The sequence below is a fragment of the Leclercia adecarboxylata genome (genome assembly GCF_023639785.1).
Classification (GTDB): Bacteria; Pseudomonadota; Gammaproteobacteria; order Enterobacterales; family Enterobacteriaceae; genus Enterobacter; species Enterobacter adecarboxylatus_D.
The window spans coordinates 1,829,353-1,844,357 of sequence record NZ_CP098325.1; the positions used below are offsets into that span (position 1 = coordinate 1,829,353).

At 51.4% G+C, this 15,005-nt stretch carries 9 protein-coding genes and 5 pseudogenes; 13 read left to right on the forward strand and 1 reads right to left on the reverse strand.

Annotation, left to right across the window (positions count from 1 at the left end; all coding sequences use genetic code 11):
• Nucleotides 1–4: 4 nt before the first annotated feature.
• The 10 genes and pseudogenes from NB069_RS08670 to NB069_RS08715 all read left to right on the forward strand — a co-directional run.
• Nucleotides 5–742: a phage minor tail protein L gene (locus NB069_RS08670; protein WP_250588972.1), complete on the forward strand. Its 738-nt coding sequence runs from the start codon at nucleotides 5–7 to the stop codon at nucleotides 740–742.
• Between the two features lie 2 nt (nucleotides 743–744).
• Nucleotides 745–1,491 (forward strand): C40 family peptidase, encoded by a 747-nt coding sequence (locus tag NB069_RS08675; RefSeq protein WP_250588973.1) that lies wholly within the window; start codon nucleotides 745–747, stop codon nucleotides 1,489–1,491.
• Nucleotides 1,469–2,083 (forward strand): tail assembly protein, encoded by a 615-nt coding sequence (locus NB069_RS08680; RefSeq protein ID WP_250588974.1) that lies wholly within the window; start codon nucleotides 1,469–1,471, stop codon nucleotides 2,081–2,083. The genes NB069_RS08675 and NB069_RS08680 overlap by 23 nt, the downstream gene beginning before the upstream one ends.
• A gap of 52 nt (nucleotides 2,084–2,135) precedes the next feature.
• Nucleotides 2,136–4,599, forward strand: a pseudogene (locus NB069_RS08685) (host specificity protein J); the annotation flags it as partial.
• Between the two features lie 1,676 nt (nucleotides 4,600–6,275).
• Nucleotides 6,276–7,061 (forward strand): annotated as a pseudogene (locus tag NB069_RS08690) (phage tail tip fiber protein); the annotation flags it as partial.
• A 71-nt stretch (nucleotides 7,062–7,132) separates the two neighbouring features.
• On the forward strand, nucleotides 7,133–8,794 hold the full coding sequence (locus NB069_RS08695) for a phage head spike fiber domain-containing protein (protein ID WP_250588975.1): 1,662 nt from the start codon (nucleotides 7,133–7,135) through the stop codon (nucleotides 8,792–8,794).
• Entirely contained in the window at nucleotides 8,794–9,096 is a 303-nt protein-coding gene (locus NB069_RS08700; protein ID WP_250588976.1) for a hypothetical protein, read from the forward strand. The genes NB069_RS08695 and NB069_RS08700 overlap by 1 nt, the downstream gene beginning before the upstream one ends.
• An 11-nt stretch (nucleotides 9,097–9,107) precedes the next feature.
• Nucleotides 9,108–9,839 (forward strand): tail fiber domain-containing protein, encoded by a 732-nt coding sequence (locus tag NB069_RS08705; RefSeq protein WP_250588977.1) that lies wholly within the window; start codon nucleotides 9,108–9,110, stop codon nucleotides 9,837–9,839.
• Between the two features lie 1,068 nt (nucleotides 9,840–10,907).
• Nucleotides 10,908–11,837, forward strand: coding sequence for a helix-turn-helix domain-containing protein (locus tag NB069_RS08710; RefSeq protein ID WP_250588978.1), 930 nt, complete (start codon nucleotides 10,908–10,910; stop codon nucleotides 11,835–11,837).
• A gap of 159 nt (nucleotides 11,838–11,996) precedes the next feature.
• Nucleotides 11,997–12,167: pseudogene (locus tag NB069_RS08715) on the forward strand (isocitrate/isopropylmalate family dehydrogenase); the annotation flags it as partial.
• Nucleotides 12,168–12,278: 111 nt separating this feature from the next.
• Here NB069_RS08715 and NB069_RS08720 read toward each other — a convergent pair.
• A pseudogene (locus NB069_RS08720) lies at nucleotides 12,279–12,461 on the reverse strand (integrase); the annotation flags it as partial.
• Here NB069_RS08720 and NB069_RS08725 point away from each other — a divergent pair.
• The 3 genes and pseudogenes from NB069_RS08725 to NB069_RS08735 all read left to right on the forward strand — a co-directional run.
• A pseudogene (locus NB069_RS08725) lies at nucleotides 12,453–12,872 on the forward strand (ATP-binding protein); the annotation flags it as partial. The pseudogenes NB069_RS08720 and NB069_RS08725 sit on opposite strands and share 9 nt — an antisense overlap.
• Before the next feature lie 327 nt (nucleotides 12,873–13,199).
• Nucleotides 13,200–14,219, forward strand: coding sequence for a phosphoribosyltransferase-like protein (locus NB069_RS08730; protein WP_250588979.1), 1,020 nt, complete (start codon nucleotides 13,200–13,202; stop codon nucleotides 14,217–14,219).
• A gap of 2 nt (nucleotides 14,220–14,221) precedes the next feature.
• Entirely contained in the window at nucleotides 14,222–14,833 is a 612-nt protein-coding gene (locus NB069_RS08735; protein ID WP_250588980.1) for an NADAR family protein, read from the forward strand.
• Nucleotides 14,834–15,005 lie beyond the last annotated feature (172 nt).

A 15,005-nucleotide genomic window follows, 5' to 3' on the forward strand; every position in this document is an offset into this window, starting at 1 on the left:
GAATATGAGTTTCACGCAGGATATACAGCAGCTGGAACCGGGCCAGTTAGTCCAGCTGATCGAAATAGACGGCACCGAATTTGGCATGGATACCGTGCTGCGCTTTCATGCCCACAATATTGCTTCTGCAGGCTGGACTGCATACGCGGCTGACAACCTGCCTGCCATTATCTGGCAGGGTCAGCAGTACGACCCTTACCCTTACGAGCTGAAAGGCCTGGAGCTGTCCAGCACCGGGGCACAGCCCACACCCACGCTTTCCGTTTCGAACGTCGGCAACTACGTGACTGCGCTGTGTCTCGAGTACGACGACCTGGCGAGGGCAAAGGTGAAGATCCACACCACGCTGGCGAAGTACCTGGACGCGGCCAACTGGACAGCCGGCAACCCGAACGCCAGCCCGGCCGACGAGCGCGTACAGCTTTTTTACGTCAATGCCAAAACCGCTGAAACGCGGGTGCAGGTCGACTTTGAACTGTGCTCACCCTTTGACATCCAGAACCTGCAGTTACCCACCCGGCAGATCACGCCGGTCTGCACCTGGTGCACGCGCGGCTGGTACCGAACCGGTACCGGATGCGACTACAACGGGAACCGCTATTTTCTAAAGGACGGCACCCCCACGGATAACCCGGCGCTGGATATGTGCGGCGGCCAGATGCAGGACTGCGAAGCGCGGTTCGGGACCGGTAACCCGCTGCCGTTTGGCGGCTTCCCGGCGGCAAACCTTCAGGGTAAATGACCATGCGAAAAAAACTGATGGATGCGATCCGCGCTCATGTTGCCGCGGAATATCCGAACGAGGCCTGCGGCGTGGTGGTGCAGGCTGGACGGGCGCAGCAGTACATTCCGTGCCGGAATATTTCAGCAACGCCCACTGAGGCCTTCACGATCTCGCCGGAGGATAAGCTGGCAGCATCGGAGCAGGGCGAAATCATTATGGTTATCCACTCGCATCCTGATGTGGTGCAGCTTGTGCCGTCCGAAATGGACAGGGTGCAGTGCGACTGGTCCGGAATGGAATGGGGCATCATGAGCTGGCCGGACGGGGATTTCTGCACGCTTGCCCCACGCGAAGACCGGGACTACGCCGGGCGCCGCTGGGTGCTGGGCTTTGCCGACTGCTGGTCGCTGATCCGTGAGTGGTTCCAGCGTGAGCACGGCATTACCCTGGGTGATTACTCGGTACCGTACGAGTGGTGGGAGCAGGGGGAAAATCGCTACGACGATAACTGGGAGGCAGAAGGTTTTATTCAGGTGGACCCGGCTGATATGCGGCCCGGCGATATGATCATGATGCGCATACAGGCGCCGGTAACCAACCACGCGGCCGTTTACCTCGGTCACCACGAGCACCAGGACAATATTATGCTGCACCACAATTTCGGCAGCCTCTCTGCCCGGGTGCCGTACGGCAAGTATTACCGTGACCGCACCGTTCGGGTGGTCCGGCACAGGGAGCTGATGAATGCTGAAAACACTGATTCTTGAAGGTCGCATGGCTAAAAAGTTCGGGCGTGAACACAAATTTCACGTTGAGGATCTGCGCGAGATGTTGCGGGCCATGTGCAGCCAGGTTCCCGGTTTTAAACGCTACCTGTCAGAAGGACATATGCAGGGGATCCGCTTTGCCTTCTTCAATGGCAAAAACAACATCGGCCTTGACGAGTTTGACATGACCCGCGGCGGTACGGTGTACCGGATTTCGGCCATTACCGAGGGCTCAAAGCGCGGCGGCGTGCTGCAGATCGTTATCGGGGCAGTGGCTCTCGTGGCCGCGTATTTTACTGCTGGCGCCTCGCTGACAGCGATAGGTCTGAGCACAGCTGCCGCAACCGCGACAACAACGGCCCTGACTGGTCTCGGCCTGTCAATGATGCTGGGGGGCGTCGTTCAGCTGTTGACTCCCCAGCCAAAATACAATGTCGGCGCCTCATCCAGTACGGACAACAAACCCAACTACGCCTTTGGCGCGCCGGTGAACACCGTGGCTGTGGGTTATCCGGTCCCCGTGTTTTTTGGTGAGCGCGAGATCGGCGGGGCAGTCATCAGCGCGGGGATCTTCTCCAGCGACCAGCAGTAAATTTTATTGCAGCTACAGGCCACCTCCGGGTGGCTTTTTTTATGGGTGAAATATGCGACTTCTCGAAGATGAAACCCTTATTCAGGGACGTAAAGGCGGTAGCGCTAAACAGCATACCCCTGTTGAAGATCCGGATGACCTGCTGTCGACAGCAAAATTAAAAATGCTGCTGGCGATCGCTGAAGGTGAAATCCAGGGCGAGCTGACGGCACAGAACATCTTCCTTAACGACACCCCGCTGGCGAACGCCGACGGCAGCTACAACTTCACTGGCGTAAAATGGGATTTTCGCCCGGGCACTCAGGATCAGGATTATATTCAGGGGTTGCCGGAAGTCGACAACGAAATGTCGGCCAACTTGACAGTGACCACCACCGCGCCCTGGACACGCCAGTTCTCTAACCTGATGCTGGATGCCGTGCGTATTAAGCTGAGCCTGCCCGTACAGTACACCTATAAAGACAACGGCGATATGGTCGGGACGGTCACGGAGTACGCCGTTGACCTCTCGACTGATGGTGCTGCCTGGCAGACGGTGCTTAACGGCAAATTCGACGGAAAGACAACCACGGAATACCAGCGCGATATCCGCATTGATCTGCCAGCGGCCACTACCGGCTGGGCTGTGCGGGTACGTCGCATCACGCCTGATTCCACAGGCAACTCAAAACTGATAAACGCCTTCAAGGTGTTCTCGTTCGCTGAGGTGATCGACAGCAAGTTACGCTATCCCAATACCGCGCTGCTGTATATCGAGGTCGATGCCAGCCAGTTTACCAGTGGTGCGCCGAAGGTGACCTGCAGGCCGAAGGGCAAACTGGTACGTGTCCCGGACTCCTACGATCCAGTTACGCGTACCTACAGTGGCACCTGGTCGGGTGGCTTCAAAATGGCCTACACCAACAACCCGGCCTGGGTATTTTATGATCTGGTGCTGGATGAGATTTACGGCATGGGCACCCGCGTCGATGCAGGCATGATCGACAAATGGGAGCTGTACGCCATTGCGCAGTACTGCGATCAGAAGGTGTCAAACGGGGCGGGTGGTACCGAGCCGCGCTTTACCTGCAATGTTTACATCCAGAGCCAGCAGGACGCCTACACCGTTCTCAGCGATTTAGCGGCCATATTCCGGGGGATTACCTTCTGGGGCAACGACCAGATTTACGTGCGCGCGGATGTGCCGCAGGATGAAGTGGATTTTACCTATCATGCCTCGAACGTGTTCGACGGGTTGTTTACCTACGGCGGCGGCAGCTACAAAAACCGCTACTCGTCTGCTCTGGTGTCCTGGTCTGACCCTCAGAACCATTACAGCGACACCGTTGAGAGTGTCTACGATTCAGACCTGGTGAAGCGGTACAAGGTCAACCAGATGTCAATGACGGCGATTGGCTGCACATCCCAGAGTGAGGCGCACCGCCGGGGCCGCTGGGCACTGCTGTCTAATGCGCGCGACGGAACGGTGTCATTTGGCGTGGGGCTGGACGGTTATATTCCGCTGCCTGCGGAAATTATCGGTATCGCAGATCCATTCCGTGCCGGCAAACAGAACGGCGGGCGTATCCGGGCAGTCAGCGGGCGTAACATCACGCTTGATCGTCCTGCTGACTACGCCGCTGGCGACCGCCTGGTGGTCAACCTGCCGGACGGCAAGGCGCAGACGCGGACAATCGCGTCCATCAGCGCAGACAAACAGACGGTGACGGTCACCACCCCCTTCAGGCTGTCTCCTGAGTCCGGCGCAGTGTGGGCCATCGACAGCGACAACCTGGCTATCCAGTATTTTCGTGTGTCATCCATCCGTGCGAACGACGACAGCAACGGTGGCTTCACGATCACCGCAGTTCAGCATGACCCGAATAAATACCGCTATATCGATGACGGTGTGCGCATTACCCCGGCGCCAGTCACCGTCACGCCGGTAAGCGTTCTTCCGGCACCGAAAAACATCACCCTCACCGAAACCGACCACATAGAGCAGGGACTTACCGTTGCCACCATGAATGCTTCCTGGGATCGGGTGGATGGTGCTATCCGGTACCAGGCGCAATGGCGCAAGGATAATGGCGACTGGATAAACGTTCCGGTGAGCAGCGCCCAGGGATTTACGGTGCAGGGGATTTACACTGGGAGTTATGACGTGCGGGTGCGAGCGCTGAACGCTCCGGATTCAGGCTCGCCGTGGGGTTATGCTGACACCACCTATCTTACGGGCAAAAACGGCAGGCCTGGAACGCCGCAGGCACTGGCCGCCACGGATGATGTTGTCTGGGCTATCGACATCACCTGGGCTTTCCCGGATGGCTCTGGTGATACGGCATACACCGAAATTCAGCGCGCCACCACCGGAGACAAGGCTAACCCGCAATTACTGGCGCTGGTGCCGTATCCGGCCACGCATTACCAGCATGGCCCGATGCGGGCGGGCGTCAGTCAGTGGTACCGCGCCCGTCTGGTGGATCGTATCGGCAACACCGGTGACTGGACGGAGTGGGCGGCAGGACAGTCCAGCTCGAAAGCCGGTGATTATCTCGACATGATCGGCGACACGATTGAACAGACCGAGGGCTACAAAAACCTCGTGTCGGACATTGCCGATCTGGGTGAAGATATCCAGTCGGCGCGCGACGACATCACCGCAGTTACGACAGAGTCGGCGGCGACTAAAGCGGGCCTGGCGCAGGAGGTCACGGATCGTAAGAAAGCCATCACCGACGAGGCAACGGCGCGCGGGCAGGCGCTACTGACCGAGAAGAACGAGCGTCTGGCAGATATCAGCAACGTCAACCAGACGATTCAGACTACCTCTGACTCGTTGGCGCAGCAGATCGCGCAGATTTCGGCGGGTACCGGCTCGCAGTTCGACCCGGCGAAAATCTGGTACTTCGATTCGACGGTAGAGGGGTGGACCGGGAACGGAACTCCCACAATCGTTGACGGGTGGATTCGCCCGGCGAACCATGCCACCGATCCGTGGGTGGCATCGCCGGGATCACTGGCTATCAACTCCTCGTCCTATCGCTTCGTTAAACTCCGCATCAAAAAATTCGGTGCGCCGGGCTGGACGGGGCAGCTGCGGTGGCGTGGCACTGGTGGCTTCAACGACACCAACATGATCACCGTCGCCGAACCTGCCTATGACCCCAACGGTATCGCTACGGTGGAGTTCGACAATATCCCGTGGCTGACCGAAACCACGATGAACCAGTTCAGACTGGACCTGTCCACTAAACAGGATGCGACGAACTATTACCTGATTGACTGGGTGGCGGTCGGGCGGCCAACGCCGGGGGCCGGGATGGCGGCGCTGCAGCAGGAGACGACAGCCCGTGTCACTGGCGACCAGGCGGAAGCCACGGCGCGCGAGACGCTGGCGACTCAGATCCGGGGCGGCTATACCGGTGACGATCCGTCAAAACTGGCCTCGGGTCTGCTGTACACCGAACGCCAGGCGCGCATCACAGCGCAGGAAGCGGAGGTGACAGCGCGGACTCAACTGGAGTCGACCGTTAACGCCAACAAAGCCAGTGTGACGCAGGAGCTGGCAACGCTGACGACGGAGCAGGAGGCGCAGGCCACCACGCTTTCCAGTCTGCAGACGACGGTTGGCAAAAACACCGGTGACATTACACGCATCGATAAAACGGTCGCTGATAACAACAAGGCGCAGACCACCGCGCTGGCTGCGGTTAAGGCCACGACCGACAAGAACACGGCGGATATCAGCACGGAAACCACGGCCCGTACGGATGGTGACAGCGCGCTGGGCCGCCGTATCGACAGTCTGAAAGTTGACGTGGACGGTAACACTGCCAGCCGGGACGCCGGTATCGTCGGCAATGTCACCAACGCCCTCGCCAGCTTCATGGCGTTCTCGGATCAGCGTGTCACGTTCGCTGTTGGCGAAACGAAAACGATGGCCGAGATCACCGAAGCCCGGAAGACTGCAGCTGATGCCACAAGCGCCGTGGCGGAGCAGGTCACTTCGCTTAAGGCCACGGTTGAGCAGAACGGCCAGACCAACGCTGCAGCCATAACGCGCATTGATAAAGCCGTTACGGACCTGGAAAGCGCCACCGCGACCAGCATTGAGCAGGTGACGGCTGCGATCGGCGATACCAATGCCAACGTCCAGACGACCAGTAAAGCTGTTGCTGATATCAACGGCAAGCTGAGCGCGCAGTGGGGCGTTAAAGTTCAGGTGGAGGCGAACGGCATCAAACGTATCGCGGGTATCCAGCTGGGCATTGATGCCACAGGCTCCTCTAACTTCCTCGTCAGCGCCGACACGTTCGCGGTTTATAACCCAACGACCACCGGGCAGGAACTGGTGTTTGCCGCCACCGGCGGCCAGATGTTCTTGCGATCGGTGTTTATCCAGGATGGTTCCATTAATAACGCCAAGATTGGCTACCAGATAAGTTCTAATGACTGGAACGATATCGGCCCATGGGACCCGAATGGGCGCGGCTGGTGTATCCGCAAGGACGGATCGGCCTACTTCAATAGCGTGACAATTAGAGGGACTGTTTATGCAACTAACGGTGAATTCCGAGGGACTGTTTATGCAACCAACGGTGAATTCCGAGGTACGGTTTACGCCACTAATGGCGATTTTCAGGGAACCGTTTATGCGAATAAAATCGTAGGTAATATTTCAGAATCTAAAATGTATCCCGGCTTTTCACAGGCAAGGCCGAACAGTAATACTATGACTATTAATTATGCTGGAAACCCTCGTTTACCTGTCAGGGTATCTATTTTCTTTACTATTAATGGTTATTCGGCGGGGACAAGGTTCTGGGTTAACGGCGAAGAACAAACTGATCGTTCACCAGGTAAATCCTATGGATTTTCTTTCGATGTAGGAACTGGGGCTGGATTGACAATAACCTTAAGGGCTTCTGGTGAGGGATCAATTTCAACCAGCCCCATAATTGCAATCGTTACTCCTCAGGGAACTGGATTAAGTTAATTTTCGCTAAAACCTATCTCATACAAATAAACCCGGCTCCGGCTGGGTTTTCCATTTTAAGGACATCATGAATGGCCACACTTGATGACGATTTAGCAAAAGCTGTCACGGAAGGTTTTCGCCAGGCGCAAATTGATATCATCAACCAGGACCTGATTTTATCGGGCACAGGTGATGTCACGGTAACGCTGGCAGACGGCTCAAAAAAAACGGGGCCGAGCTGGTCGAAGCTGACAGCTGCTGCGATGGCTGCAGGAACCAGCGCCGCAGCGGCGGAAGCGTCAGCGAAGAACGCAAAAACATCAGAGACGAATGCAAATTCATCCAAAACTGCTGCGGCAACTTCTACGTCAAATGCCAAAACCTCAGAGACTAATGCGAAAACCTCAGAAACCAACGCCAAAACGTCTGAGACGAACGCGAAGTCTTCAGAAAATAACGCTAAAACCAGCGAAACGAACGCCGCAGCATCGCTGGCCGCCGCGCAGCTGCTGACGTCCGTGCCCTTCGAAACCGCGCCTTTCCCGGATGTTTGGCTGCCGTTTAATGACGATTTGCGCCTGCTGGCAGGGTTCGCACCTTATGACCGGCTGACTATTTCCGGGCAGGTGCTGGAGCTGGCAACAAAATCAGCGACCTTTACCCGGTCAACCAAAGCAACGTATATCGACAAATCCGGCGTATTGCAGACCGCAGATATTAACGAACCGCGCTTTGAAAAGGCTGGGTTATTACTGGAATCTCAGGCCACAAACTTATATACAAATTCCGAGCAATGGGGAGCAGGATCGAGAGTTACCACCACGAACAACAGTGGTGACTCACCTCGTGGCGATAAAACGATGGCGCTGATAATAGAGGATACAGCGGGGGCAGAACACTACACGCAGGATCGCAATATTGCTTTGGTAGCAGGAACAACTTATTGCTTTTCCGTTTTTGTTAAGGCTCACTCCAGCCCACGCAACTTATATTTGCGTGTTGCTTCTGGTAGCACATCTCAAACTTTCTTTGACCCGGTTACAGGGGCATGGTCTGGTAATGCGGGCGGAGCTGATTATATTGATCGCGGGTTCGAGGATTTGGGAAGCGGCATTTACCGGGTCTGGATGGCGTTCACAGCCGCCGCAAGCCAAAGCACAGTTATTCGCCTTCAATTAGCAAACGGCGTTTCATCAAACTACACCGGTGATGGCAAGTCAGGTTTATATGTATGGGGCGCGCAATTAGAGGACAGCCCTTTCCCTACTTCATATATCAAAACCGAGGCGTCTACCGTTGCGCGTACCGCAGACAGTTGGAGCATTCCTGTTGAAAATGCCGGATATAAAACTCTTGCCACTCTATTTAATAGGACCGTTGCAGCGGAGCTAACTGCCAAGTTTATGCCTGTGGGCGGCTATACTGAGGCTATATCTGTCCAGGGACCTAGATATGACATCGTTTGTCGACTCGATACGAATAAAATGATGCGTTCCTACCGCAGTAACCCGCTGGAGATTGCTCTAGAAAATGGGGCGTCAGGTATGTTCGCGTATACCATCACGGGCAATGCTGTATCTATGTCATTTATTGGAAAGACCACTTCAGGTACCCGAACCAATGCCGATGTTAATGCGATCACGAAATTCGGTAATGTAGCCCAGTCTACTGCAAGGTTCGTTTATTACCTTCGCAACTTCCGCATCTGGCACCGTGTCTTAACTCCCAACCAAATTAATGGACTCCGCTAATGAGAGATTTATATCTGCGCTTTAATGACGCCGACCAGATGCGCACGCAATTAATCGCGGCGGGGTTTGTGAATGATGAGGGGCAGGGTGGTTTATATCACCCTGATATCAGCCTGGGTATCGTCGGCGTTATCACCCTCCCTGCCGAAGTTATCAATCCCGGTGAAGAAAACGAAATCATCAAATACACCACCGAACCCGGCTATCACGTCAATTTACGGGTCATGAATGACTCGCTCGACTTATCCGGGCTGAACGACTTTGTAGTTACACCGAAAACACCGGCTCGTGTCTGGGCGTAAGGGGTTACATCATGGCATTGAGAAAAGACACTGCAGCCCTGGCTGCGGCAGACGTAAAGGCACTGAGTAGTGAGTCCGGCGGTGTCGTAAACGGCAACGTGCAGGTAACTGGCAAAATGACGGTAAATGCCGGAGGCAGCGTATTTACAGACATTCACACCAGTGCGGGAGGTGGCTGCGGGGTTAATGCGTGGCGGCCTGAATCCAATAACGGGATTGAGCTAAACAACGTCAAAAATGACACCGTAGAAGGAAATTTTGTAAATTACCTAACTGGCAGCTGGTACAACGGCGGCTGGTCGATTGGTGGCGTAAGAGGCTCCAGCACTAATATAGACAGGGTGCAAATTAACGCTAATGGTGGATCATCAAATTTAAACTCGTCTTTTATCTTTGGTGCTAACGGCAACGCAGGCGGCGGCACATGGAACAACCCATCAGATGAGCGACTGAAATACAATATTAAAACCATTGAAAATCCCATTGAGAAAATGAGGTCATTTCATGGGAAGACTTTTACTTATAAAAAAGGTGATGTTGATTCTGCAGGGTATATCGCTCAGGAAGTGAAAGAGGTTCTACCGGAGGTTGTCGGTGAGGATAATGACGGATTCCTGTCACTGAATGTCGCGGGTGTTGGAGCGCTTCACCATGAGGCAATCCTGGCACTCGTTGAGCGCGTTGAGTATCTGGAAGCTAAACTCGGTTTGCAGTCAGACGAAGAACCGGATGTTGAGCAGTAATTATCATTAGCCGCATTCTCGATCACTCTGAAGTAGAGAAAAAAAGCCCGTACGGGAACGGGCACAAATCCCTTAGTTTTGTTATCAACCCCGCGCTCATGACGCAGGTCGTTAACGTATCGGCAGCATGAGCCATAACTTTAGGTAGGGGGTATTAGCGCTTCGTTTAAAATCATCTACCTTTAATGAAGGTGAATCCCCCTGTGCGGCGGGGCAATCCAGTTAACTGCTGAGTGCAGATATGCTTGCGGCTCGTATGACTGGTAACGAGTCACCGGGAGACACCTGGCATCTGTATCAGGGTAAGCTATATGTTTGTGCTGATTTCATTTGCTTGCTTAATCGGCAGGCATTTTTTACAACTTTGAGAAGGAATCTCTGATGGCGGGAGTTGTTTTGTTAGCCGTTTTGTTTGTGCTTATCGTGTCGGGTCTTATCGGTCTTTCCCGGGCATTATTAAATATCTGGTGCGGTCCGGAGCAACATTAACTCGTTCAGGATGACGCGTGGCTCTACCATAAACTGCGAGCGCTGCTGGTTCATTGCATTTGGTCATGTTTGTTAGTCAGTGCTTTTAAGCCTGGCTACAAAAACATTAAGAAATGTTAATCATTGCACCTTTATTTATAACGAAACTGTGTATGATGTCAGTTCAGCCAACGGCGTGAGGGTCATACCTGTTATGAAATTTCTCTGTCCTGTATGCAGAAGTAACCGGTTCTTTTTCACCTCCTTCGATCCCATACAAAATCTGCCACACGGTGCGTTATGTTCTGTATGCGGAACCCGGCTCACCACGCGCTCCATCCTTCCTGCGCCACGCAGAAGACGATGGCCTAAACAAGTGGTATAAACAAGTTGCCACATCGATCAAAAAAATAGTTGAAGTTTCATCTGGGAAATATTTGTTTAGAAAGAATGTGAACTGAATAAGATGATTTCATTGAGAATTTTCCAGTATCATATTGTAATCATATTTTAATAACGGATAGCTGAGCATTGGCACCACACGGAAAAAACGACACAAGAATATCTCTTAAACTACTCTTGCTTCCGGGGTTTTCATTAATGTCCATGGGAGTTTTTCTCGAGCGCCTGCTTTCATTGCAATCCCCTGGTGATGGAGAAACGTCTCTCACCTTTGGCTGGGATTTAGTTGCGCCTGATAATGAGCCTGTAACCTCAGCCTGTGGTACGCAAGTTAAAACCAGCCTGACTCTGAAGTCACAGGAACTGGTGTCGGGTATTAACCATTACTTAATCATTTTCGGCAGCAGGTCCGGTCACGATAATGAACAGCCCGCGTTTTATCTGAAACCAGTTATCGATAAGGCACTCAAAAAGGGAATGGTCGTCGCAGGTATGGACCACGCCGCTTTTCACCTGGCAAAAAATGATTTCATCAGTGAACATACCCTGGCTGCTTTTAATGCTACCCGGCGTTCAGGTGAGCATTACTCTTCTGAATCCATTCCAGTTCATACCGGTGTTTTAACCAGAGGTGACATATGGCTGTGTACGGGAGGGCATGCTGCTTCAAAGATAGCCGGGCTCATTGGGCAAAAAAGACTGGAAAGAATCAGCGAAATAAAAAAATTAAGCACCGCGATAGTCAGTAAGGAGGCTAAATATAATTCGGACGGGGCCCTTACTTCGATGTCCACAGAGGTTGCATCAACACTTCAGTTTATAAAAAATAATCTGGCCACGCGCCTTGAGGCGGATGCCATCGCGTCGCGCTTCGGGTTAAAAAGGCGAGCACTTGATTTAATGATGACCCGCGAGACGGGCAGAACCGTCCAGCAGACCATCGTACATCTGAGAACAGACTATGCCTGCCACTTACTGGTACAGAAAACGAAATCACTGAAAGAGGTGGCTGAAGAGTGCGGTTTTGAAAACGTTAGCCAGTTCACCAGGCTCTTCAAAAAAAGAACGGGATTAACACCCGCAGCATGGCGTTACGATGCCTATCTCAACTCGCCCCGGCAAAAATAGTTTTGAGCGGGTAATGCACTTTTAGCCTTTAAAAGTGGTTATCAAAACTCTAAGCAATTATGGCAAAAACAAGGAGTTATAAAGCAGGTCAGACAAGCCATAAAATCTGTTTTTGTGTTACCATTCTTATAGAAAGTAATGGCTTACAATGATTGCGTGGAACTACTGCTGCGTCATATGGAATGGTTCGAAGCCGCAGACCTGATCGTTAAAGGTATGGAAGGCGCGATCAACAACAAGACCGTGACCTATGACTTCGAACGTCTGATGGAAGGCGCTAAGCTGCTGAAATGTAGCGAATTCGGCGACGCAATTATCGCGAACATGTAAAAATTTTTAAGCAACAAAAAGCCAACATAGATGTTAAATTTATGTTGGCTTTTATCTTCTCCTATCCTTTCCCCAAAACTCTTCCCCAAAACTGATTATAAAATCCACCATTCAGAGAGCGACAATGGTCCAGTCTTTGCCTCGGTCATCATGGTATTTTGCCGTCTGCTGAGGCGATTTATGGCCCAGCAATTTTTGCGTATTGATACCCTGCGCTTCATACAGGCGTTCGGACAATGAACGCTGCTCGTGAAATGTTGGTGCCTTCTTATCAGGCCATGAAAGCCCGGTACGGGGAAAAACCACCTGGCAGCGGCAATTGGAAATTACCTGATGCAGCGGAATTTAACCGTGCTGATCGTGACCGTCGCTGACCTGATGCTGCGGGTGCGAGCCTGCTATGACGGCGGCCAGTCTGAGTCCTCTCTGCTCGACAAACTGTGCCGTGTCGATCTGCTGGTGCTGGATGAGGTCGGGATCCAGAAGGACTCCAGGCACGAAAAAATAATCATCAATCAGATTATCGATCGCCGCCTTGCTTCCATGCGACCGGTTGGGGTGTTGACCAATCTCAACTACAACGACCTGGCGGCCACGCTTGGGGAACGAGTAGTGGATCGCCTGAAAATGGATTCAGGCATGTGGGTAACGTTTGACTGGGAGAGCTATCGCAAGAACGTGACGCACCTCAGGGTTGTTAAATAGGGAAGCTGCCATCGCGTCAGGATTCATGGATGATCCCGCATTCTAGTACTCCCCGGCGCGTGAATTCATATAAGACTGATCTCGCTCGTGAAATGCTGACGCAGCTGCTTGGCGATGTAGTACGAATTGAACTATTCGCCCGTAAGTCGCCCCACGGTTTAGATGTGTAGGGAAATCAGTGTGTCTCGCCAGCAATGGCATTGATTAAGCGCGGGTCATCGACATATGGATTAGGTTGCAAATCGTTAACTTTATGATTGCAGTCTCTTTTATTTAAAATTATTAAGAGTATTCTTAAATGTACTTAAGTGCATAAAAGGAACTTTCATGAGCCGTGTAGTGACCGTCGAAGAAAAACTAAAAGAAAGTATTAGTTCAACTCTATCAGATTATCGTCATGTGCCTCCTGGGGGAATGAATGCTGAGCATGTCTCACGCTGGATTGACCAATTTGACCCTGCGGATCGTAGATTTATTTTAGAGGAAACAGATCGTATATTGAGTCGAGGTTATATAGCAAAGAAAGATTATAAAAGGATTATCAGAGAACTGGTTGAAGATGAAAAAAATAAAGAGGTGTTTGATGATTCAGCCTTTCTTAATATTCAAGAGGATGGATTTAGCCAAAATGAGCTTATCGAAGAGCTGGGTGATAAATATCCAGATGAGCTTTATACAGTAACACGAGAATCATCTAGGCGTTGGGTAACCTCATTCAAAAGGTTTATTTACTTTGATGATGTTTGTTTCTCAGGAAGAAAAGCCTATGACGATCTATCATGGTTAATTTATAAGTTTGATTTAAAGGATGTTAAGATTTTATTGCATTTTCTATCAGGGCATACTTTTGCGAGTTGGAATATCAGGAAGGAAATTGAAAGTGCATTCCCCGGTCGAAACATCTCAATCATTGTAAATGAGGGTGAGTTTGGTGATGTTGAAAATCGATTAAAATATAATGCAAGCTCTGGCGTTTTTTGGCCTGTTGAGCAAAATGTAATAATTCCTAAATGGATTAATGAACCCAAGAAGTTCACTGGAGCGTGTCGTGATGGTTTTGTTTCAGGAGACGATTTTCCAGATGAGCGGAGACGCAATAAGTTTGAGTCTATTTTGACCGCTACCGGATTTGAAATACTCCGTCATAGCGATAATATTAAAAAAGGGATAAAGCCACTAGGATTCTCGACTTTTCCGGGAGTTGGCTTTGGTGGAACAACTTTTACATATAGAAATTGCCCGAACAATGTCCCCTTGGCATTTTGGTGGGGCAATTACGAGCGGTCAGGCGGTCGTGCATTGGCTTGTTGGTACCCACTTATGAAACGTATTGTGTATAATCGATAATCATGAGCTATAGACTTTATCCACAACAGAACGCAATACCTTTCAGGAAAACCACCGAAAAATGGGGGGGATTATCTAACATGGCTAAAGGGTACCCACTCTTTGTCAATGATATCCCTATTCAATCGAGTGAAATCCTTTATCAGGCATGTCGTTATCCTGACTATCCGGACATACAAAAGGCAATTATCACCCAAGGAAACCCGTACGAGGCAAAACAAACTGCCAGATCTTTTAAAGACAAAACTCGTGATGGCTGGGAAAAGAATCGAGTATCAATAATGAAGTGGTGTGTCTGCGTTAAACTTTGCCAGAACTGGGAGACGTTCTTTGCACTGTTGGATAGCACGGGCAATCATGACATCGTTGAGCATTCAGAAAAGGATCAGTTCTGGGGGGCCAGTAAAGATCCCGAAGGCAACTTCTATGGCATGAACGTCTTAGGACGTATCCTTATGGATGCGAGAGAAGTTGCCAGGAAGAGGGGAGCTGATGGATTTACAACTATACCTCCGTTGCCTTTGGTAAGCTTTCGCCTACTAGGCGAGGATATTCGTGAAGTGATTGCCACTAAGCCTGAGGCTGGCAAGGGACAGAATTTAGCTTTGTTTTAGCTGGAAATTTGAATACTACTGACTCACAAACCTGTTTACTAAAACCCGCTTTGGCGGGTTTTTCTTTACGGGTATTTAGCGCATAGTTGCAAAAAACCTTAAAACCAACCTCACTGATTTATTAGATAAATATTATATAAACAATTAATTATATTGAATTGGCATCAATGGG

Coding starts and splice junctions, on each gene's coding strand:
- NB069_RS08680 (WP_250588974.1), top strand. CDS start 1,469: ATGCTGAAAACACTGATTCTTGAAGGTCGCATGGCTAAAAAGTTCGGG.
- NB069_RS08705 (WP_250588977.1), top strand. CDS start 9,108: ATGGCATTGAGAAAAGACACTGCAGCCCTGGCTGCGGCAGACGTAAAG.
- NB069_RS08675 (WP_250588973.1), top strand. CDS start 745: ATGCGAAAAAAACTGATGGATGCGATCCGCGCTCATGTTGCCGCGGAA.
- NB069_RS08700 (WP_250588976.1), top strand. CDS start 8,794: ATGAGAGATTTATATCTGCGCTTTAATGACGCCGACCAGATGCGCACG.
- NB069_RS08695 (WP_250588975.1), top strand. CDS start 7,133: ATGGCCACACTTGATGACGATTTAGCAAAAGCTGTCACGGAAGGTTTT.
- NB069_RS08730 (WP_250588979.1), top strand. CDS start 13,200: ATGAGCCGTGTAGTGACCGTCGAAGAAAAACTAAAAGAAAGTATTAGT.
- NB069_RS08735 (WP_250588980.1), top strand. CDS start 14,222: ATGAGCTATAGACTTTATCCACAACAGAACGCAATACCTTTCAGGAAA.
- NB069_RS08710 (WP_250588978.1), top strand. CDS start 10,908: ATGTCCATGGGAGTTTTTCTCGAGCGCCTGCTTTCATTGCAATCCCCT.
- NB069_RS08670 (WP_250588972.1), top strand. CDS start 5: ATGAGTTTCACGCAGGATATACAGCAGCTGGAACCGGGCCAGTTAGTC.